23 protein-coding genes and 1 riboswitch are annotated in these 21,857 nt (G+C 37.3%); of the genes, 8 read left to right on the top strand and 15 right to left on the bottom strand.

Annotated elements, in window-relative coordinates; translation table 11 throughout:
• Positions 1-6: 6 nt before the first annotated feature.
• From H0184_RS09450 to H0184_RS09430, 5 genes are all read right to left on the bottom strand, one after another.
• Positions 7-738, bottom strand: a complete 732-nt coding sequence (locus H0184_RS09450; RefSeq protein ID WP_221823758.1) for a DUF3784 domain-containing protein — start codon at positions 736-738, stop codon at positions 7-9.
• Positions 739-1,031: 293 nt separating this feature from the next.
• Positions 1,032-1,526, bottom strand: coding sequence for a L,D-transpeptidase family protein (locus H0184_RS09445; protein WP_221823756.1), 495 nt, complete (start codon positions 1,524-1,526; stop codon positions 1,032-1,034).
• 68 nt (positions 1,527-1,594) lie between these two features.
• The gene (locus tag H0184_RS09440; protein WP_221823753.1) at positions 1,595-3,103 is read right to left on the bottom strand and encodes an aminotransferase class V-fold PLP-dependent enzyme; all 1,509 of its coding nucleotides are present in this window, start codon (positions 3,101-3,103) and stop codon (positions 1,595-1,597) included.
• Between the two features lie 109 nt (positions 3,104-3,212).
• Positions 3,213-3,557: a hypothetical protein gene (locus H0184_RS09435; protein WP_221823751.1), complete on the bottom strand. Its 345-nt coding sequence runs from the start codon at positions 3,555-3,557 to the stop codon at positions 3,213-3,215.
• A gap of 146 nt (positions 3,558-3,703) precedes the next feature.
• Entirely contained in the window at positions 3,704-4,099 is a 396-nt protein-coding gene (locus tag H0184_RS09430; protein ID WP_221823749.1) for a sporulation protein, read from the bottom strand.
• Positions 4,100-4,207: 108 nt separating this feature from the next.
• A riboswitch (cyclic di-AMP (ydaO/yuaA leader) is annotated at positions 4,208-4,347 on the bottom strand.
• A gap of 245 nt (positions 4,348-4,592) precedes the next feature.
• Between H0184_RS09430 and H0184_RS09425 the strand changes: the two genes are divergently transcribed.
• From H0184_RS09425 to H0184_RS09415, 3 genes are all read left to right on the top strand, one after another.
• The gene (locus tag H0184_RS09425) at positions 4,593-5,381 is read left to right on the top strand and encodes an HAD family hydrolase (RefSeq protein ID WP_221823747.1); all 789 of its coding nucleotides are present in this window, start codon (positions 4,593-4,595) and stop codon (positions 5,379-5,381) included.
• A 168-nt stretch (positions 5,382-5,549) separates the two neighbouring features.
• The gene (locus H0184_RS09420) at positions 5,550-6,422 is read left to right on the top strand and encodes a MerR family transcriptional regulator (protein ID WP_221823745.1); all 873 of its coding nucleotides are present in this window, start codon (positions 5,550-5,552) and stop codon (positions 6,420-6,422) included.
• A gap of 52 nt (positions 6,423-6,474) precedes the next feature.
• Complete coding sequence (locus H0184_RS09415) at positions 6,475-7,002, top strand: MerR family transcriptional regulator (RefSeq protein WP_221823743.1); 528 nt, start codon at positions 6,475-6,477, stop codon at positions 7,000-7,002.
• A gap of 49 nt (positions 7,003-7,051) precedes the next feature.
• On the opposite strand, the gene H0184_RS09410 is transcribed toward H0184_RS09415, so the two are convergent.
• Positions 7,052-8,026 carry an acyltransferase family protein gene (locus H0184_RS09410; RefSeq protein WP_221823742.1) on the bottom strand — a complete coding sequence of 325 codons (975 nt, stop codon included), beginning with the start codon at positions 8,024-8,026 and terminating at the stop codon, positions 7,052-7,054.
• A 268-nt stretch (positions 8,027-8,294) separates the two neighbouring features.
• On the opposite strand from H0184_RS09410, the gene H0184_RS09405 reads away from it, so the two are divergent.
• Positions 8,295-9,278 carry an NAD(P)H-dependent flavin oxidoreductase gene (locus tag H0184_RS09405; RefSeq protein ID WP_221823740.1) on the top strand — a complete coding sequence of 328 codons (984 nt, stop codon included), beginning with the start codon at positions 8,295-8,297 and terminating at the stop codon, positions 9,276-9,278.
• Between the two features lie 46 nt (positions 9,279-9,324).
• On the opposite strand, the gene H0184_RS09400 is transcribed toward H0184_RS09405, so the two are convergent.
• Complete coding sequence (locus H0184_RS09400) at positions 9,325-9,810, bottom strand: nitroreductase family protein (protein ID WP_221823738.1); 486 nt, start codon at positions 9,808-9,810, stop codon at positions 9,325-9,327.
• A 149-nt stretch (positions 9,811-9,959) separates the two neighbouring features.
• On the opposite strand from H0184_RS09400, the gene H0184_RS09395 reads away from it, so the two are divergent.
• Positions 9,960-10,298 (top strand): hypothetical protein, encoded by a 339-nt coding sequence (locus H0184_RS09395; RefSeq protein ID WP_221823736.1) that lies wholly within the window; start codon positions 9,960-9,962, stop codon positions 10,296-10,298.
• Between the two features lie 33 nt (positions 10,299-10,331).
• On the opposite strand, the gene H0184_RS09390 is transcribed toward H0184_RS09395, so the two are convergent.
• Positions 10,332-11,063 (bottom strand): M50 family metallopeptidase, encoded by a 732-nt coding sequence (locus H0184_RS09390; protein WP_221823734.1) that lies wholly within the window; start codon positions 11,061-11,063, stop codon positions 10,332-10,334.
• 201 nt (positions 11,064-11,264) lie between these two features.
• Between H0184_RS09390 and H0184_RS09385 the strand changes: the two genes are divergently transcribed.
• Positions 11,265-12,389 (top strand): ABC transporter ATP-binding protein, encoded by a 1,125-nt coding sequence (locus tag H0184_RS09385; protein WP_221823732.1) that lies wholly within the window; start codon positions 11,265-11,267, stop codon positions 12,387-12,389.
• Positions 12,389-13,945 carry an ABC transporter permease/substrate-binding protein gene (locus H0184_RS09380; protein WP_221823730.1) on the top strand — a complete coding sequence of 519 codons (1,557 nt, stop codon included), beginning with the start codon at positions 12,389-12,391 and terminating at the stop codon, positions 13,943-13,945. Before H0184_RS09385 ends, H0184_RS09380 begins: the two co-directional genes overlap by 1 nt.
• Positions 13,946-13,969: 24 nt before the next feature.
• Here H0184_RS09380 and H0184_RS09375 read toward each other — a convergent pair whose 3' ends face one another.
• Positions 13,970-14,587 (bottom strand): GntR family transcriptional regulator, encoded by a 618-nt coding sequence (locus H0184_RS09375; protein WP_221823727.1) that lies wholly within the window; start codon positions 14,585-14,587, stop codon positions 13,970-13,972.
• Between the two features lie 213 nt (positions 14,588-14,800).
• Between H0184_RS09375 and H0184_RS09370 the strand changes: the two genes are divergently transcribed.
• Entirely contained in the window at positions 14,801-15,397 is a 597-nt protein-coding gene (locus H0184_RS09370; protein ID WP_221823725.1) for a hypothetical protein, read from the top strand.
• Between the two features lie 159 nt (positions 15,398-15,556).
• On the opposite strand, the gene H0184_RS09365 is transcribed toward H0184_RS09370, so the two are convergent.
• The 6 genes from H0184_RS09365 to hppD all read right to left on the bottom strand — a co-directional run bounded on the left by H0184_RS09365 (position 15,557) and on the right by hppD (position 21,745).
• Positions 15,557-16,918 carry an aspartate kinase gene (locus tag H0184_RS09365; protein ID WP_221823723.1) on the bottom strand — a complete coding sequence of 454 codons (1,362 nt, stop codon included), beginning with the start codon at positions 16,916-16,918 and terminating at the stop codon, positions 15,557-15,559.
• A 146-nt stretch (positions 16,919-17,064) separates the two neighbouring features.
• Positions 17,065-17,682 (bottom strand): NUDIX hydrolase, encoded by a 618-nt coding sequence (locus H0184_RS09360; RefSeq protein ID WP_221823968.1) that lies wholly within the window; start codon positions 17,680-17,682, stop codon positions 17,065-17,067.
• A gap of 135 nt (positions 17,683-17,817) precedes the next feature.
• Positions 17,818-18,972, bottom strand: coding sequence for a homogentisate 1,2-dioxygenase (locus tag H0184_RS09355; RefSeq protein ID WP_221823721.1), 1,155 nt, complete (start codon positions 18,970-18,972; stop codon positions 17,818-17,820).
• Between the two features lie 14 nt (positions 18,973-18,986).
• On the bottom strand, positions 18,987-19,910 hold the full coding sequence (locus H0184_RS09350) for a fumarylacetoacetate hydrolase family protein (RefSeq protein ID WP_221823719.1): 924 nt from the start codon (positions 19,908-19,910) through the stop codon (positions 18,987-18,989).
• Positions 19,911-19,929: 19 nt separating this feature from the next.
• Entirely contained in the window at positions 19,930-20,538 is a 609-nt protein-coding gene (locus H0184_RS09345; protein WP_221823717.1) for a flavin reductase family protein, read from the bottom strand.
• 91 nt (positions 20,539-20,629) lie between these two features.
• The gene (hppD, locus tag H0184_RS09340) at positions 20,630-21,745 is read right to left on the bottom strand and encodes a 4-hydroxyphenylpyruvate dioxygenase (RefSeq protein WP_221823715.1); all 1,116 of its coding nucleotides are present in this window, start codon (positions 21,743-21,745) and stop codon (positions 20,630-20,632) included.
• Positions 21,746-21,857 lie beyond the last annotated feature (112 nt).

The raw sequence follows: 21,857 nt of genomic DNA, 5'->3' as shown, positions 1-21,857 counted from the left end.
GATTTTTTATTGAGTTAATTTTGCTTTTTCGCTGACCTGCTCAAACCAAAGTCGTGTCTGATCCGAATCTTTATCGTTAATAAAAATCTTCTTATTACCTAATTCAATATAGATATACGGTGAAGAGCCCTTTTGGATAAAGAGCAAACTGCTGCCGTAACCCCTCACTTTAAAATGTCCTTTTGAAAGTGCAGGCAGACCAACGCCATTTGTTCTCACTGTAACCTCTGGAAGTTTTTCCATTAGTTCAATCGAAGTTATATCCTCATACTCCCACTCATTACCATACATTCCTGTAATCTCAAAGCTCTCTTCCTTTGTAACAAGCTCATACCCTTGATAACTAAAGTATGATAGAGCGCTAAGGCCGCCAATTATTACAATAAATGAGGAAATACTAATAATATAGCTGCGTTTGCGCTTTATCGGAACTTCATATTTAGTTAAGAAAATCATTCCACCCATTAAAAATATGAACATAAAACCAAATTGAACTTCCATTGCATATCTAAACGAAGTAAACATGAGCGGCAGGAGAAACAACATGCCAATGGCCGTTACGATTAATAATCCACCCATCTTCTGAGGATAACCATTACGAATTAACTCCTCCTGTTCTTCCTTCGGCCGGGAAGCAAAACCTGAAATCAGCCAATATCCTTCCTTTTTCCTTACTGCCCACCCGAGGATGGCGAATAGAAGGATAACAATACTATGTACAGTTAAAAGACCCCACATTATACTACCTCCTTTCACTCTAATTTGTTTATACATACTATACGATTGTGCATTTTAAATAGATTCACTTTTTCCTCAAGTCTATGGCTATAAGTGACCAAGTTTCTGTATATTTCAAAAAAGCGGTCACTCATAAGTGCTATGAGTGACCAAATACCTGTTTATTTTAACATAGTGGTCACTTATGAAGGCTATGAGTGACCACGTTCTGTTTCTTTTGAAAAAATTGGTCACTCATAGGAGCCTTCATATAAACCCACCCTAATCCAGTGGATATTATCCCCGCGATAATTTCATGGCCGGATGATTACTCTTGTGCCATTTGGAACCTTTTCGGCAAGTTGAAGTACATCTCGGTTTTGCATTCTCACACAACCTGCTGAAACGGCTTTGCCGATTGAACTCGGATCGTTGGTCCCATGAATACCGTATCCTTGCTTAGATAATGAAAGCCACAAAACCCCAAAAGGACCGCCTGGATTCATTTGTCGGTTAACAATGACAAAATCGCCAGTCGGTGTTCCTGAAAGCATTTTCCCTACGGCAATCGGATAGATTTTTTCCAACTTCCCATTTCTGTATAACGAAAGTCTCCTTTTCCCAATTGAGATTTGGATCGAATAGGGTATTGTATTTGGATCTGGCAGACCAGGTATCTGAATTTGTTGTCCTATATATAATTGCTGGTAATTTACTCCAGGATTGGCTGCATAGAGACTGGCGAGGCTGACCCGATAATCCAAAGAAATTTGATAAAGTGTATCGCCCCGCTTGACAATGTGAATCATGTTATCCCCACCCTTTTCTTATTAACATATGTCGGGATATCGGAACCGTTGCCTATTTATACAGGCTGTCAAAAATTTGGAAGATCAAACAGATCCGCCATATCCTTTCGAATGTGTTGATTAAAGAAATAATCATTACTGGCTGGGTCATACACATAATCCTTTTTCCACTCTTCAATGTTCCTCGTTATCTCTTTCATGGCCTCTACAAATAATAAAATTTCCTCATTGGTCATAATTGGATGCAGTGAAAATCGGACCCATCCTGGTTTAGTAGATAAATCTCCCAAGTCAATTTGTTCAGCAATCTGCTTTGATTTGTTTTTGTCTATGTTCAATAAATAATGACCATAGGTTCCTGCACAAGAGCATCCTCCGCGAACCTGAAATCCATATCGATCATTTAACAAACGGACAATAAGATTGTAATGAATGTCCGTAATAGTAAATGAAACAATGCCGATTCTATTTACTAGATGACCCTCTAATACACGAAGCTTCGGTATATCTTCCAAGCCAGTTAAAAGCAATTCAAGCTGCTCTTTTTCTCTTGCTAAAATTTGTTCTACACCCATTTGTTCCTTTAATTTAATACACAAAGCTGTACGAATTGCTTGAAGGATTCCCGGTGTTCCTCCATCCTCACGATGTTCAATGTCCGTAATATATTGATGTCCGCCCCAAGGATTAGTCCAAGTAACCGTACCCCCTCCGGGATGATCCGGGACTTTATTTGAATATAATCTTTTATCAAAAACTAAGACACCGCTCGTACCTGGTCCACCTAAAAACTTATGGGGTGAAAAAAAGATAGCGTCTAGTTTTTCCATAGGGTCTTCTGGGTGCATATCTATTTTTACATATGGTGCGGATGCAGCAAAATCGACAAAGCATATCCCTCCATGCTTATGCATGATTTTTGCCAATTTTTGATAGGGTGTTTGTATTCCTGTAACATTCGAGCATGCCGTAAATGAACCAATTTTAACATTTCTGTCTTGATAGGATGAAAGAAGTTGCTCCAGATGACTCATATCTACTAAACCTTCGGAGTCGGGTCTAATAATCTCGACATCTGCTAAAGTTTCAAGCCACGAGGTATGGTTGGAATGGTGCTCCATATGTGTTAGAAAAACAACTGGCCTATCCTTGTCTGAGAGCTTAATACTGTCTTTCCATTGTTCCGGGACTCTAATCCCCATAATTCTCTGTAATTTATTCATAACAGATGTCATCCCAAATCCATCCAGAATGATTGCGTCGTTTTCATTGGCGTTTACATGTTCCTTGATGATTTTTCTTGATTGATTGTAGATTCCAGTCATCATTAGACTTGTTATATTTGATTCTGTATGTGTATTGGCCATAAATGGACCAAATACCTCTGAAACTTTTTTTTCAATTGGTCGAAATAATCTACCACTTGCCGTCCAATCAGCATATATTATAGGCTTTCGACCGTATGGTGAGTCAAATTCCTGATGATTGCCGATAACCTGAGAGCGAAATTTTTGAAAATATTCTTCAAGACTTTCCGGAAGACGATACCATTTACTTCCGATTCTTGCAGTAATCATGCTTCAACACCTCTCTCGAGTGAATCTGTGTTAATTACTATATGCAAAGCTATTTCGATTGCCGACAAAAAAAGCCTGATCCATTTGGACCAGACTTTATCCTCTATTATTAGATTGTGTTCTTTGCCGATTCCTTACGATTTACTTCATCAATTTTTTGAACGAACATTTGAAATACACGTTGCTTTTCTTCTAAATCTTTAATATATTCTTTTAATTGATTATAACTTTCCTCAAATGGTTTATGATATCTCTGGCGAATATTTTCAATAATTTCCTCATTCACCGTCGATTGAATAACTTGCTTAGTGATTCCATATTTGTATGAGTAGACCTTTAATTCTTGAGCCACTTCTTCATATTCTTTATCTATTTCTGTAAGAACGACTGAAATATCATCCTTCCACTCTTCTAGTGATTTTTGTAAATAGGATTTAACCATTGTATCTTCCATCGTTGCACCCGCCCTAATAAAGTCTTATGTTACCTTTATTATAGCGATGATTGTTTACAGCCTAATTTCTAGCTGTTTACAAACCCATATCAATAAATAGGAAAATATGCCGATTTACATATAAAAACTAGTTTAATAGATACAAACTATGAAGCTGCCCCAATCAAGATAGGGACACTTTGCGTAATATTATTTGCATTTCCTAAATCAATATTAATCATTAAATTATATTGGTATGTGCTTTGTTTACTTTGTATATCGTCTGGAACATCGATTATGAATGTAATTTTACCAGTCTGGTTTGGACAACACTCTAGAGAACAGAAAACAGAATGACTATTTAGTGTTTCTTCTACAAATGCCTGTGAATCAATCCCGATTAGATCGATATCGTATCTCTTTATTTTATTTTTTATAAGTCCGCCAGTGATCTCAATGGTTCCGTTAATGACACTTCCAGCCTCATATACCTGCTTATCCAAATGGACCATTGTTTTTGGCAACCCAATCTTTAATTTTGTTAAATAATCTTTTAATGTCATTTTTTCTTCACCTGTTCCCTAAAAATAGGCATAAATAAAAGACCGTAGTAGTTAAGCTGCTTAAAATGTTTCTCACAACAAAAAAAGCCCCTGTACTTGGCGGTCCAAGACCTCCTTCGCTTTAGCCGACGAAGTTAGCTGACGGGTAGGATGGCGAAAGAAATTCTCATCCCTTCTACACAGTAGAATTAACCCCCATAATTGGTTCCTCCGTACCCAAAATAGATGGGTTTTGGCCGAAATATTTAATTTCGTATTGATTATGAGGCTAATTCTATCTTCATCCTGATTACTTGTAAAGAGTGATATTTACTTAAATAAACTCCCTAATCTTCAATTACAGTGAAAAACATTGATTTTTCTATGGTTTACTCAAGATTTATCGTTATTTTGACCATTTTATTCTCTTATTGGCTATTTCATATCTGGAATATTTTTATATTCAAATATTAATGTTAAACTTATAGAAAATACTGAATAAAGGAGAAATAACATGTCTGTTTACAAAGTTTTATTTTTAGATATTGATGGAACGATCATTAAGCCTGATGATTCCATAGAGGATACTACCATAAAAGCAATAGGTCAGGCTCAGGAAAAAGGAATAGAGGTTTTTTTAGCTACAGGCAGGCCGCTGCATGAACTTAGGGAGCTGGCTCAAAAGTTAAAAATCGATTCCTTAATTGGGTATAACGGTGCATACGCTATTCACCAGGGTGAAGACCTATTCCAAGAGCCTATGGATCAAAAGAGCGTCAGAAATTTCATAGACATTGCGAAAAAGAATCATCATGATTTTGTCTTGTATACGAAGGATCAAAATATATTTTCTAATATAGAGGCAGAATGTGTAAAAGAATTTATAAAGAAATTCCATTTACATAACAATGACTCTCTTTCCCCCTCCAAAGATTATGAAGTACTTGGAATGACTTTAATTAATTTAAAGCCAAGCGATACAGAATTATATAAACAGGAAGACCAAATCCATTTGTCCCAAGTTAACCTTGAAGGTATGCTTCATTGTTATGATGTGATTAGAGACAATGTCAATAAAGGAATCGGTGTTCAATATGTCTTGAAACACCTCGGCTTTAAGACGGAAGATGCAATAGCTTTCGGAGATGGCCTGAATGATAAGGAAATGCTCCAAAGTGTTGGTGAAGGCTTTGCCATGGGAAATGCTCATCCTGACCTCTTTCAATATGCCAACCATAAAACCACTTCAGTAAATGATTCAGGAATTTATAATGGATTAAAAACCTTGAGGATTTTAGAGTAAAAAGCTGTGCGAAAAGCACAGCTTTTTTTGCATGAATTTGTTGGTATTTCGTGATATCCGTCTTGTTTTGATAGCTTTTGTCAACCTGCAGGAAAATGGGGTATGCACTATAGAAATTACTATCTAAGGATGAATAACCGTAAATTAGATAGAAGGGATTTGAATACTATGAAAACTTTCACTTTAAAGGAAGTTTCTAAAAAAATAAATGTCAAACCTGCTACATTGAGAAAATGGGAAGAAGAACTTAAAGAAATTCTTGAAATTCCTAGAACAAAACAGGGAGCACGAATATATTCACAGGTAGAACTAGATTTGCTGCTAGAAATTAAACAAATGTACGAAAACAAACAAACTACATCAATGATATTACAATCGTTTCAAACGAAGGAGGAACCTGAAAATAGTGAGATTACTGAACCCTCAGCACCATCATTACCTATGATTTCAGAATCCTTTCCTGAAGTAACGAATGAAGAGATTGCAATCAAAAATACTGATGAATTTTTCGATGCTATGGATAGTTATAAACAAACCTTTTTAAGTGAAGTAAAGGATGAAATTCGATCTGTTCTCCGTAAAGAGGTCGTTGAAGAAGTAAAAAAGGAGATTTCAAAAGGGACCTTCTATACAGTGAAATCACTTTCAGATTCCATCTATAAATCGTCAGCTAACACAAAAGCAGAGATTGAAGAACTCTCTGTGCACCTTGAAAAAACAGCAGAACAAACTACAGAAAGGCTTCATTATTTATCCAAAAGTATTGCGAATGCCTCTCACGAAACCTCAGAAGAGATTTATACTCTATCAAAGCAGTTATCTGATTCTACGGAGGAACTAGCACATTATGTGGATATTACGAATACTGAAATCTTGAGTCTTTCAGAAGTAATCGAAAAGGATCGCGAAGAACGTGTAAAAGAACGTGACCAATTCCGGCAGGATGTTACACAAAGAGAAGCTGCTTTTCAGGATTTATTAACTAGCTTCCGAGATGTTGCTGCTGCGAAGGAAAAGAAATGGTGGAAGTTCTGGGAATAAACTGTCACGACTTGCTGCTATGGTGAAACTTTTCAAGCGGGGAGGATAAATGATGAATACGAGTGAAGTTGCAAAATTATTAGGGGTATCAGCCAGTACCATTCAACGCTGGGTAAAACAACTTGAATTGCCGATGGAGCGTAATGAGCGTGGACATTATCATTTTAATCAGGAGGATATTGACCTTCTAAAAAATATTCAAGCTCAAATTCAAAATGGGACCTTGCTCCAAGAAATTGCTCCTGTTCAAGAAAAGAAACCTAGAAAAGGAATTCTAAAAACTGCTCCTGAGAGCAATGCTGAGCTTGAAAGACTGTATACAATTGTTAACGAACTAGAAGCAAAGGTAAACTCGAAAGCAGACTCTGTCGCCTCATATCAGCTGCTGCAGCACCGCCGGGAAATTGAAGATTTACAGTGCCAAGTCATTGAATTGACAAAACAAGCAGAGTTTCTCCAATCGCAGCTTAATGAGATTAAAAATGCCGTAATGCCAAGTAGAGCATTGGTATTTGAACAAGGAAAAGGTAATAGGAAAAAGAAAAATTTAGTTAGTTCCTTGTTTGGATTTTTAGGCTAATACAAACAAAGCCGAATGTGTTTACGCACACATTCGGCTTTGTTTATAATTATATCTTTAATTCAACGAGTGGACGTGTATATTTTTTTATCATATAACTGCCGAGCACAATGCAGACAATGAACGAAAATGCGATTAAGAATAAATAATTTTCGGAAAAGCTGCTTGGTAAAATAGATTGAATACTTTTGATAATAAACCCATGAAATAAGTAAACATATAGTGTTCTTTCACCAATCTTCGTTATTCGATATTGATTGGATGGGATTAATGGTAAAAAGCCAAAGACAACAACTAGGGTTAAGATATACTGCAAAGTACGCAGCAGACCATCGCTAAGCTGCATTCCTCCCATGTGTGCATAAGATGTATCTCCCAACAGCCATGGCACAGCATTTGATGGAAAACTTAAACCAAAAAATAAAAACGTCATGATGATAATAACTACTCCTGCAGGTACAGCATACCTCGCCCCGATGACCCGTCTTAGATGGTCCCCGTTCAATAAGAAGCCTAACAAAAAGTATGGAAAGAAAACAAATGTTCTAGATATACTCATAAAACTTCCAACATCCTCGAAATAGCCAATACCTATTCCTAGTAACACTGCGATGAATAATCCCGCCCATTTAAGTCTGGCAAATACATACAATAACAAATTCCAGAAGAATAAGCTTAATAAAAACCACAATGACCAATGAGGCTGGAATAAATCAAATTCAAGTGTCTTTTCCTTCCCTGCTAAAAAATAAAAAATTGAGTAGATAATTTGAAAAATAAAATATGGGATCAATATTTTTTGAAACGCTTTACGTAAATACCCCTTATTTTTATATCCCTTGGCAAAATAGCCAGAAATCAAAATAAACGCTGGCATATGAAAAAGAAATATTACACTATATAAAGTAAATAAAACCTTATCCTGGTCCTTATAAGGACTAATTACATGACCAAATACAACAAGAAAAATTAATATAAATTTGGCATTATCAAAATACTTACTTCTACTTGTAGTTGAAGCCATCCTATCCCTCCAAACACAAAGATATTGTAATAAAATTTTATCTTTTGTTATTAACTATTTTAACTAAGCAATGTTACAGGGAGATTGAAACTAAGTTACGTTCTGTTTCATCAAACTTACAATTTCAAAATAATAATCGCAATGACCTATGCTCATTTAACTATTGGCAATTAATTCTATAACCTACTTTTATGACCTGATGATAAAAATCACATACAGAGGATTTGATTCATGATAGTATGCTGAGTAAGTTCTAAATTCATAACAATTGAAAAGGGGTTATAAATTGAATTTTCCACAACTAAAAATTGCTCATATTATGCCAAAGGTTCCTATTTTTCAAGGTGGTATGGGGGTAGGTATTTCACTAAGCAAACTAGCTTCAGCAGTAGCTAATGCAGGTGGTGTAGGAATTATTTCTGGTACAGGTATTTCTACCGATGAAATGCGCGATCACATTAGGAAAGCCAAAAGTTTAGTTAAAGGTGCAGGATATATTGGGGTAAATGTATTGTTTGCCATGAATGATTTTGCGGAGAAAATGAAAGCTGCACTTGAAGAAAAAGTAGATTTCATTATTTCAGGTGCAGGAATCTCAAGGGATATGTACGCATGGGGCAGGCAGGCGGGTATTCCCGTCATTTCTATTGTTTCTTCAGCTAAATTAGCCAGAATTTCTGAAAGACTAGGAGCTGCTGCAGTAGTTGTTGAGGGCTTTGAAGCTGGTGGCCATCTTGGTACCGACAGACCGATGTTTGACATTCTTCCTGAAGTAGTGGAAGCTGTATCAATCCCTGTTATTGCAGCCGGGGGAATTATGACTGGCCAGGATATTGCTATGGCCATTTCACTAGGTGCTTCCGGTGTTCAAATGGGAACTCGTTTTGTAGCAAGTGAAGAATGTGATGCGCCACAAGCTTTTAAGCAAAAGTATGTTGACGCTCGAAAAGAAGACACAGCATTAGTCAAAACAACCGTCGGCTTACATGGAAGAGTGATTGTCAATAACTTTGCAAAACTGATAAGCGGCACTGACAAATTGAAAATTGCCAAATGTCATGATTGCTTAAAAAATTGCTCTTATCGCTTCTGTACGCTAGATTCCCTCTTGACAAGCATGGGAGGAGATGTCGAAAATGGACTTGTCTTTGCTGGGGCACGTGTAGACGAAATTAAGGAGATACTTCCCGTTCAACAAATCATTGATAATCTTACAACAGAATATCAAGACACTTTTAAATTTGCTAACTAACGACAAAAAAGAGGTAACCGAAATCTAGCGGTTACCTCTTTTTAATTTAGGGTAAATTTTTTATTTTATTCTTGATTGATGTTCTTGGTTTCGGATCAGGTATCATTTCTGGATAACCTATTCCTAATACACCAACAAGATTATAGTCATCTGGAACACTTAGAATTTCTCGATTCTTTGCTGTTATTCCAATTGATGACCAAAATGTTCCAACACCCTCTGCCCATGCCGCCAAATTGAAATTTTGAATAAAACAAGCTGTTGCTAATGCATTTTCCTCTTTTTCAATTGCTGTGGAACCATGTTTAGACAAGACAGCAATAAGTAAAGGTACATTCCCGAAATCAGTTTTGTGTTTCAGTTTAGCCCTCGTTTCTGGCCCAACAAAGTAAACCTCCCAAGGTTCTGTCATTCGGTGATTAGGAGCCATTTTTGCAGCCTCTAACCATGAATATATCAAATCAAGCTGAACAGAATCGGATTTAAATTTTTTTATATTTCTCCTGCTTTTTATGACATCAAGAATATCCAATGTATCCCCTCCTCTATCTGTTGAAAATCTACATCAATCTATCATATGTCTATATTTTTAAAATATTTATACAGCCTAAAGATTCCGAAATTTTTATCCGTCACTAATTCCTTTTTCCCGAATAAAATGTGGGCGAGGAGGCGAATAAAATGAATAATTATTACTATGGACCTATTGGCAATCAAGGTTATCAGGATCAAGAAATCAACGATTATCGAAATATCATGAATACTTGCCAGCGTTATATGAATTATCATGTGGTTGGTCAAATGAGTGATGGCACTCAAATGAATGGTATACTTCAAGACATGGATGATGAAGGAGTTACAATGCTCGTTTCTGAGGATGTCGATGACGACTCCGATGACATGAGATTTGGCGGATACGGTGGATACGGAAGACGCAGGTTTCGCCGTTTCAGAAGGAGACGTTTTCCATACAATGTTTTTGTATTCCCATTTTTCTTTCCATTCCCTTACTTCTATTAATATAGAAGAGGCTCGCCATTACGGCGAGCTTTTTTAATAATAATCTTTTGTTCCTTCCAACTGATAACTTGGCTGTAAATCAACTTTCCCTATACTGTACAAGCCTTTCTTGAATCCAAGAAGGAAGAAAAAAAGTGATTGTGCAAAGAAGAATATCCCCCATCCTTGAGCCGGAATAAATGCTGTTAATTGAGATAAATTTGTTGCGTCCCCAGCTGCGTGTGGCTGAATTAAACTAATGATGAAAATATCATATGACGTACTTACTGATTCTACTAAAATGACAGCGGCAATTAACAATACAAGGTTATGAATTACCTTTTGACCACCTTTAATAAGCATGGCCAGAAACAAAATACCAAAGGATGAAAGCCAGAATAAACCATAGGGATTACGAACCCATAAGATAAAATTAATTACAATCAAACCTAATAGAATGTCGATAAAAAGTGTATGTTTTTTCTTTTTAATTAACCAAAAAGATACATATGCCATTAACGAAGAAATCAAGTAACCTGCTGCACAGGTCATAAAATCTATAATCCAAATAGATTGAGTGCCATGTGTAACACCATCTGCGTTCATAAACAATGAAATGGATTCTACGTTCCCTCCAAACAGAGCTAAAAATGCGTGGCCAGATTCATGGATCACCGTATTAATCATTCTAAAATAATCACCTATTATTGGAATCTTTATTAAGAGTAATGCCAACCCAACGAAGAGGAAAAATCTAAGACTAAGCCTTTCTTTTATATATTCCAATTTACTTCCCCCCTCTTTCACTAAGCTTCCTTTTTTTGTTTCCATCTTAACATTTTTCTTTATATTCTGAAAAATATTACACTTAATTTGCGTCATAAATGCAACCGACAAAAAAGAGCTTAATTCGACAAACCACCAACTCTTGTGTTACTATTAAGTTGTTGAAGTTGCTGAAGTGATTATTTTTTAGGAGGAATGATTTTGATAGAGTTTAAAGATATTGTAAAGAAATATAGAAATAAAACGATTATTAAGCCCTTCTCTATTGATATAGAAGCTGGTCAACTCGTTGTTTTTATTGGACCAAGCGGATGTGGAAAAACTACATTACTAAAAATGATAAATAAATTAATTCAGCCATCAGCTGGAAAGATTTTTGTAAACGGTAAGGATATTTCCAACATGGATGCTATCGAGTTAAGGAGAAATATTGGCTATGTCATTCAAAATACAGGTCTATTCCCTCATATGTCGATTAGAGAGAATTTAGAATTAATTCCAAAACTAAAAGGTGAGGACCCTGCTAATATTGCAAAGAAAACAGAGGAACTTCTCCATGTGGTCGGATTAAATCCTAGTGAATTCTTAGACCGTTTTCCAAAGGAATTAAGTGGTGGGCAGCAGCAAAGAGTAGGGGTAGCAAGAGCCTTTTCAACGGATTCAGATATTATTTTAATGGATGAGCCCTTTAGTGCCTTAGATCCCGTAACAAGAAACTCGCTTCAGGATGAACTTGTTCAAATGCAAAAGGAACTTAACAAAACCATTATTTTCGTAACCCACGATATGGACGAAGCAATCAAAATTGCAGATAGAATTTGTATTTTGAAAGATGGCGATATTCTCCAGTTCGACACCCCTGAAAATATTCTTAAGAACCCAGCCAATGAATTTGTCGAAGATTTTATCGGGAAGAGACGAGTTTGGAATAACCCTGAATTATTAATGGCTGAGGATATTATGATTCCGAACCCTGTTAAGATTACTGCTAAGCGAACGGTTTTGCAGGCTATTGAGATAATGAAATCCAATAAAGTGGACAGCTTAATGGTAACCGATAAAAACAATATTTTAATAGGCTTAGTGACTTTAAAAGGAATTCAACTACTAAACCGAAATTCTGAGATAGATAGTGTTATGGAGAAAAATGTATTAGCTGTTTCTGAGGACAGTAACTTAATATCCATCTTAGCAACAATGAATGAACATAAAATTGGCTATGTGCCTGTTATCAATCATTCAAAACAATTAACTGGACTAATAACGAGAAGCAGCATTTTATCGGCTTTAAGCAGCCAACTAATTGATTTGGAGGTGGCCTTTTAATGGGTGATTTTTATAACTATTTAAGTAGAAACTATGAACAGATTCTTGATTTAATAGGTCAACATATTTATTTAAGTATTATTTCCGTCCTCGCTGCGGTTATTATTGGAATTCCATTAGGCATTTTGATCTCACGGCAGCCAAAGCTGTCAAAGCCAATAATCGGAACAACGAACGTCATACAGGCAATACCAAGTTTGGCCTTACTTGGATTCTTGATTCCCTTCATTGGTATCGGCAGTACACCTGCGATAGTAATGGTTGTCCTTTATTCCCTTCTTCCAATCGTAAAAAACACATATACAGGATTAACGAATATAGATCCTGACATTCTGGAAGCCGCCAAAGGTATCGGTCTGACCAAGAGTCAAACAATGAAAAAGGTTCAACTGCCGTTAGCTTTTCCGATGATTATGGCGGGTATCAGAATTTCTGCAGTAACTGCTGTCGGATTAATGACAATCGCAGCATTCGTAGGTGCAGGCGGTCTTGGATATCTTGTTTTCTCTGGTGTTCAGACCGTTGATAACTATATGATTCTTGCAGGTGCAATTCCAGCCTGTATCCTTGCACTTTTAATCGACTTTGTTGTAGGGAAACTTGAAACGTCATTTTCCTACAGTAATAAACGAAAATCCCCATCTAAAAAGAGCAAAAAAGTAAAGCGTATCGTAATCGCATTTGCAAGTGTAGCCATCGTGGCTGCAGGTGCTTTTACCGTATATTCAAAAGCAAGTGCTGGAGAAAAAATTGTCGTAGGTTCCAAGAATTACAGTGAACAACTGATTCTAGGGAATATGCTGGCTGATTTAATTGAAAGTAAGACTGATATTGAAGTAGAACGAAAAATGAATCTTGGCGGCTCACAGGTAGCCTTTAGTGCTATCAAAAATGGTGACGTTGATATGTATGTAGAATATACAGGGACCGGTCTTGTAAATATTCTCAATCAAAGTCCACAAAGTAATCCTGACCAAGTTTATGACTATGTAAAAAAGGAGTTCAAGGAGAAATTTGGTATCGACATGTTAAAACCCCTTGGATTCAATAACACCTATGCTTTAGCAGTACGTCAAGATACTGCCAAACAATATAATTTGAACACCATCTCTGATCTTGCTAAAGTTAGTGAAGGCATGATTATGGGTCCTACCATTGAATTTCCTAATCGGGAAGATGGATTAATTGGTCTTTCTAAGACCTACAATTTGAAGTTTAAAGATGTAAAAGCGATAGACGGAGGCTTGCGCTATACTGCGCTTGATAATCATAAGAGTGATGTCATCGATGCCTTTTCTACTGATGGGTTAATTGAAGAGTTTGGATTAAAAGTATTAGAGGATGATAAAAACTTTTTCCCTCCTTATTATGCTGTTCCCATTGTAAAAGAAGAGACATTAAAAGAGCACCCTGAACTTAAAAAAGCACTAAATTCACTTGCTGGTACTCTGACAGATGATAAAATGAGAAAGCTTAATTACAAAGTTGACAGCCTGAAGGAATCCCCTGCAAAGGTAGCAAAAGAGTTTTTAAAAGAGGAAGGTTTAATAAAATAATAGAGCCGGCGCTGCCGGCTTTTTTTAATCCTCCATAAAATGAACCACCCTCTCATACGTTTCATCATCCCCAATAATAAGAAGAACGTCTCCTTCTAGAATCAATGCATATGGCCCAGGAGAAATAATCAATTCTCCCTTTCTCTTCATCCCTATAACGGTCCCGCCTGTATTTTGCCAAAATTTTACTTCTGAAATCGTTTTACCGATATGTACACAGCCCGCAAAAACCTCTACCTCAATGGGAGCTAATGGATTCGTATGTCGGAGTTTTGTAGAATAATCCATTATTTTTCTTACTGAATCAAAAAGCTGTTCATCTAATTTATCTCGCTCGGTAATGAGGGAATTAATTTCTTTCTCGAGATCTTTGATGCTGGCCAAATTGGAGAAGCGATGAATATATTTGTAAGCATTCTCCCGAGAAGAAATAACTATTCCGCTACCCTTCGTAGATTTGACAATCTCCACATCTTCTAATATCTTTATCGCTCTTCTAACTGTTTCTGGTGAAACTTTATATTCACTGGCCAAGGTTGACCTGCCGTGAATCTTTTCACCCACTTTGAATTTACCGTCGTAAATTCGATTAGCTAAGTCAATTGCAATCCGTTCATAAGTTGGTATTTGTGCCCTCTGCATAAAGTCCTCCACTGGTTATAAGTCAAAGTTACTTGATACTTCCACTATACTCTAAAACCTTTTTCAAAGCCATTTAGGGGGAAAAAATGAAACTTTCTCATTTTTCATGAGAGCATACTTCTATAATTGTGTTTATGTATTATTAAATTTAAGGGTGAGATAATTAGAAAGTGGATATAATCTAAATAATGTGAATCTACCTGAGGTGAATTTATGAACCGAAAGCTAGTCCTTTTGCTAAGTTTTCTCTATATAGCATTTATGGCCTATTTATTTTTTCATTATCGTTCTACAGAGGAATCCTTTAAATCAACCATTGCCATCGGAGGAGTAGTTTGCGGGGCAGTTCCTCTTCTCCTTGCCCTGTTTACAAAGCTCCAGTTTAACTTGCCAATTGTCATTTCCTATTTGCTCTTCTTGGTAGGCTCTCAATACTTTGGTTCAATAAGAGGCTGGTATGGACTGGGCTGGTGGGACACCTTTATGCACTTTCTAAGCGGAGCTATTCTTGCCTTTTCTGGAATCGCTTTGTATGAAAGATTGGTTCATCGAGACGGAAAAGTGGAAATATCCCCTTGGATTATTTTCCTTTTCACACTATCCTTCGCTGCTCTTGGCGGCGTTATCTGGGAAATCTATGAGTTTAGCTCTGATCAATTTTTTAATATGACGTTACAAGGCGGGGGTAATGACGATACTATGATTGATTTAATCTCTGATACAGGTGGAGGTTTGATTATTGCTCTATGGGCTGGTTTTAGAACAAAGATGAAAGTTAAAAAGAATCATCAGTATCCCAAGCTATCATAATTAGACGTAGGGTTCGCGGATATATTTGGATTAACGCTGATATATTCTGTTCGCTGATATATTTGATTTATCGCGGATATATATATAAATTCGATAAAACATGTAAGTCTCAACATAAAAAAGCAGTCTAAAACGTTAATTTTAGACTGCTTTCTCTCTTTAAACAGGTACTGCTGCGAAAAATTCATCGTAAAGTGCTTGAACGGCCCTTTTTTCATCAACTTCTTTTACCCCAAACATCATGCTAACTTCAGAGGACCCTTGGTTTATCATTTCAATATTAACCTTGGCCTCCGCTAATGCTTTAGATGCTCGTGCCATCGTTCCTACATTCCGGCGCATTCCCTCACCAACCACCATAATCAGTGAAAGGCTGTGCTCTATTTTCACTTCATCCGAATGTAACTCTGACTCGATTCTCCAGGCAATTTCATTTTCCATATCAGGGTCGAGCTGTGCTTCTCTTAAAATAACGGATACATCATCAATTCCAGAAGGTGTATGTTCATAGGAAAGACCATATTCTTCTAAAATACTTAAAAGCTTTCGGCCAAAACCAATTTCTCTATTCATTAAGTATTTACTGACGTAAATGCTGCAGAATCCTTTGTCACTAGCAATTCCAACAACAGGACCATTCGTATTATCACGAGCATACACAATTCTAGTACCAGGTGCGCTAGGATTGTTTGTGTTTTTAATTTGAACGGGAATCCCTGCACGGAATGCTGGTACAAGCGCTTCGTCATGCAAAACCGTAAATCCTGCATAAGATAATTCTCGCATTTCGCGGTAGGTTAACTCTTTTATTTCCTTCGGATGATAAACAAGATTTGGATTGACTGAAAATACAGCATCCACATCTGTAAAATTCTCATATAAACTTGCTCTAATACCATTCGCTAAAATTGAACCTGTTATATCTGATCCACTTCGTGAGAAGGTGAATACTTCGCCCTCTTTACTATAGCCAAAAAACCCTGGAAAAATAATGATTCCTGGAACCTCTCGCAGTGAATATAAATTTTCATACGATTCATGTAAAACCTGGGCATTACCTGGTTCATCACTGACAAACAATCCTGCTTCTCTTGGGTTTATATACGTGGCTTCGACACCCTGTTCCCTAAAGTAAGCCGCAACTAATTTAGCGTTATTATCCTCACCGCTTGCTTTTACAAAATCCATATACCTGTCAGGTCTGCTTTTATCTCCATTTAATCTCTCTGATAAATCGTGATGTATTTCACTAATTATCTCATTCGGGAGAGCTAACTCTGCTGCAATGGAGGCATACCTTGATATAACAGCATTAAACTTATCCTTTGGATTATTATCTTGAAGGCATTGTTCAGCGCACTCGATCAATAAGTCCGTTACCTTCTCATCCTCAGCAAACCTCTTCCCAGGAGCAGACACAACCACAACCTTTCGCTCAGGATCAGACATTACAATTTGAAAAACTTTTTCAATTTGTTCTCCTGACGATAAAGAGGATCCTCCAAACTTTACAACCTTCATCACAACATCACCTATCCCAAAAAGTATAATTTTAATTTTACAGCTATTCAGAAATTAATCAAGTGTTTTTTCTCTCCAAAAAAGACATTTGTCCTTCCAGGAAGGACAAAAACAAAAAAAAGACAGTAAATTTATCCTAAATAAATTTACTGTTTTAGTATTTCAATAAAATGTGAAAGGATTTTAGCTGTAAGACCCCAGATCGCCTTCTCTTCATATAGGTAAAAGTATTCATCCAATGCTCTAGTCCGCCAATTGTAATTTTCTCCACCTACAATTAAATCAAATGGGAAGTTCTCCTCCGGCTCCACCTTAAAATGAATATTGTATATGTCCGGATCATGTGTTAAAAAATAAGTCAATGGAACGGTAAAAACCTCTTCCACTTCTTCGTCGTTAGGATTAATCTTTTCGGGATTATCAATGAAAGCTGCGAAGGGATAAATCATCATTCCAAAAGGAGAAATCATAAAATCAAGTGGAAAAACCCCTGACAAGTTCTCGCTTTTAATCCCTAATTCCTCCACCGTTTCCCGAATTGCTGCGCTTTTTTCGTCCTTATCCTGTGGATCAATTCTCCCGCCAGGAAAACAAATCTCTCCAGGCTGTCTTCTTAACTTTAAGGAGCGTACCTCAAACAAAACGTGAATCCCGTCCTCTTTCTGAATAAGCGGAACCATGACAGCGTATTTTGAAAATTTCTCACTACCCAAAATTGTGGGTGAATGGCTTTTTAATTTTGTTTGGATAGATTCCAAATTCAAATTCATGATTTCACCTCCTTCTAATATTCTATCTTTCCATATTAACACGTATCATTTGGAACATGTTTATCAAATGGCTTTTTTTGCTAACAAAAAACAATCCAATGTTTATATCATCGGATTGTCCTCAAAAATTTATTCTATCCAAGAATACATGTAATTAGTGTCCTCTATCTCTCCCACACTCTTAACAACTTTAAGCGGATGGAAGGTATCAATCATTACAGCTAGCTCAAGCGTTTCTTTCTTACCAATGCTTGCTTCAGTTTTCCCGGGATGCGGACCATGTGGAATACCACTTGGATGAAGCGTTATCGACTCAAGCTGGACCCCTTTGCGGCTCATGAAATTACCCTTAACGTAATATAATAGTTCATCACTATTCACATTACTATGATAATAAGGAGCAGGTATGGCTTCGGGGTGGTAATCGAATAATCTTGGTACAAAGGAACAGACTACAAAGTTATTCCCCTCAAAGGTCTGGTGAACCGGAGGAGGCTGATGGATTCTCCCGGTGATTGGTTCAAAATCCTCAACATTAAAAGCCCATGGATACAGATACCCGTCCCAGCCAACGACATCGAATGGGTGATGCCCTAGTATATGAGAATGGATGGCTCCCCTCGACTTTGTTACTACCTCAAACTCTCCCTTTAGATCATAGGTTTCTAATATATCCGGACCACGAAAATCACGTTCACAAAAAGGGCTGTGTTCGAGCATTTGACCATATTCATTCCGATACCTGCGAGGTGTAGTAATTTGGCTAAAAGCTTCTATAAACAATAGTTTTGTTTCTTCTTTCTCATTGGGTATTAATCGATATATGGTTCCGATTGGAATTAACAGATAATCACCGGACCGGTAGGTGATACTTCCAAATATGGTTTCAAGCTTGCCGGAACCGTAATGTACAAACAACATTTCATCCCCATCACCATTTCGGTAATAGCTTTTCATTGGCTCATTAACAGAAGCAGTCCCAATTAATAAGTCCTGATTCCCTAGAATATATTGACGTGCTGAAAGGGCATCCCCTTTCTGAGTCCATTTATTTGTTAAAAAAAGGCGATGCTTAAGCGTTTCCTGTTCTTCATACTCTGGTAAATAACTGCCAATCAGATCCGCTTTCACTACTTCCGTTGGCATGTAATGATGATAGAGGATTGATTGTGTTCCGGAAAAGCCGCGTGTCCCCATTACCTGTTCACGAAAGAGACTTCCATCGTTCTTTTTAAAGATAGTATGGCGCTTGTGAGGAATTCTCCCCATTTGCCGATAATACATCTTTTCACCTCGCTCTATTCACACTCAATTGAATTCCTTAACACTCCAAGTTTATCAATCTCCAATTCAACCACATCTTCCGGCTGCAGCCAGCGATGTACCTCTGTACCGAGCTCAAGGATACATCCTGTCCCAACCGTACCAGATCCAATGACTTCCCCTGGATAAAGTGTAACGCCCGCTGAAGCCCTCTCAATCATTTCTCCAAAGGAATAATAGATATCCTTCATATTCCCCTCAGATAGGAGGACACCATTAACTCTTGCTTTCATGCTGATGTCAAAGCCTTTACCCTTTCTTAAATGCTCGATCTCATCCTTTGTGATAATCCATGGCCCAATCGAAGTAGAAAAATCCTTCCCCTTAGCAGGTCCTAAACCTACCTTCATCTCCTGTCTTTGAAGATCCCGGGCACTCCAGTCATTTAAAATACAATACCCAAATATATAATCCTCTGCTTCCTCAGCTGTGATATTCCTGCCTCCTTTTCCGATGATGCAGGCTACTTCAAGTTCATAGTCCAGCCATTCGCATTGTACAGGCATAGAAATTTTATCCTCTGGCCCCTTAATTGCCAGGTGATTGGAAAAATAAAATACTGGTATTTGGTACCATTCGGGTATCATTTTTAGGCCTCTATTCTCCCTGGCAGATTTCACATGCTGCTCAAATGCATAAAAATCACGAAGGCTTTTTGGTACAGGGAGCGGCGCCATCATCCTAACCTCATGTAAAGGATAAACTCCTAAATCTCCTTCAGTAAGTTGTAATAGCTGTGAAGCAGATTTCATATTTCGCTCGCTATTCTCTAAAAAATCTATCAATTTTTCAGGTAAGCTGCATTTTGTTGCTTCGTACATATCAACTACCAGGTTAGATTCTGTCAGTACTCCAGATCGTACACTCCCATCACTCTTTTCAAACGTTACGAATCTCATATTATGTCACCTAGTTTCCTTATTTCCTGATAATATCAAATGTTTTCCCTAATGGATTGGTATACGTATTACCTGCCATTCTTCCAATTGGCTGGAGTTTGGCCGTGTCGATTCGCCCATTTTTAATTAATTCATCTTCTACATGAACATTCAAAACTTTACCAATTACAAGACTCCCTGCCCCAGGAATGTCACCAAAATCCAGGACTTGATAGAGCTCGCATTCTAAGTGAACCAGTGATTCCTTGATACGAGGCACTTTCACCTTCAAACTCGATACTTTCGTTAAACCAGTTACTGCTGTCTCATCTACTTCAGGAGCAAATTCCACCGCACAATCATTCATTTGCTTCGCCATATCTTCACTGACAATATTAATCACAAATTGCTTGGTCTTTTCGATATTTACTAGTGTATCTTTCTTTGCTCCGTCACTTCCCCTTCTCATAGGTGAAAAACAAATAAGCATTGGATCTGCACAAATAGCTGTAAAAAAGCTAAAAGGAGCAGCGTTGGCAATTCCACTTTCGTCTAATGTTGTGACAAAAGCAATCGGACGAGGCAGAATGGAACCAATTAGCAGTTTATAGGCATCTCTCCATTCAAGTGTGTCAGGTGACACTTCCATTTTCCACACCTCTTTCCTAGTAAACTCTTTTAAAAAAGGGAGAAGCTTCTCCCTTTTTCTTATACCCCTTTAAAATACTGCTTTAAAAATATTATAAATTTCCTCTTCGAGCCTGTTCTCTTTCGATTGACTCAAATAAGGCTTTGAAGTTACCCTCACCGAAGCCTCGTGCCCCCTTACGCTGGATAATTTCCACAAATAAGGTAGGTCTATCGACAATCGGCTTCGTAAAAATTTGCAGAAGGTATCCCTCATCATCACGGTCTACTAAAATATTTAACTCGCGGAGCTTCTCAATTTCTTCATCAATTTTTCCAATTCTCTGCCCTAAATCCTCATAATAGGCTGCGGGTGTATTTAAGAACTCTACGCCATTCTTTTTCAGGATGGCAACGGTTGAGACAATGTCTTCTGTTAAAATGGCAAGGTGCTGTACCCCTGGACCATTATAAAACTCTAAATATTCCTGGATTTGTGATTTTCTCTTTCCTTCGGCTGATTCATTAATCGGAAACTTAATTCTGCCGCCATTGTGCATAACCTTTGACATAAGGGCAGAATATTCAGTCGTAATATCTTTATCTGAAAAATGCTTCATTTCAACAAATCCCATTACTTTTGAATAATATTCAACCCATTCCTCCATCCTCTCCACGTTACCGACCACATGATCAATTCCAATTAATCCGGCATCTTCAATTGGAAGATACACTGAATATGGATCATAACCAGGCATGAAAACACCTTGATAATTACTGCGTTCTACTAACGTATGGATGGTATCTCCATATGTACCAAGAACGGCTTTTTTAATTGTTCCCTTATCATCCTTTACCTCAAATGGAGGGACAAGGGCAATCCCGCCACGCTCTACAGCAGCATTATATGCTTTATCGACGTCATCTACTAAAAGAGCAACATCTTTTACACCATCACCATGGTTTTTCACAAACTGAGACACACGGGTATCCTCTTTATATGATCCTGTAAGAACTAGCCGAATATTTCTTTGTTGAAGAACATAGGAAACGGTTTCACGATTCCCAGTTTCAAGGCCGGAATATGCAACAGGCTTAAATCCAAATGCTGTGCAGAAAAAATGGCAGGCTTGCTTCGCATTGCCGGTATAAATTTCAATGTAGTCAACATCCCTAACAGGAAAAAAATCATTAACAAGTTGATCCGCCTTTAATCGTTTTTCTTTCATTTATATTCCTCCTATTATCATTTAATTAATAATATTCAGAATATATATTAAGTGATACTAGCATGTCCTATCAAGAGCAGGGGGTAAAGCAATAACGCTGTTGAGCAGTAAA

It is taken from the genome of Neobacillus niacini (genome assembly GCF_019749295.1).
Taxonomy (GTDB): Bacteria; Bacillota; Bacilli; order Bacillales; family Cytobacillaceae; genus Neobacillus; species Neobacillus niacini_D.
This window is presented reverse-complemented; position numbering and strand designations above follow the sequence as displayed.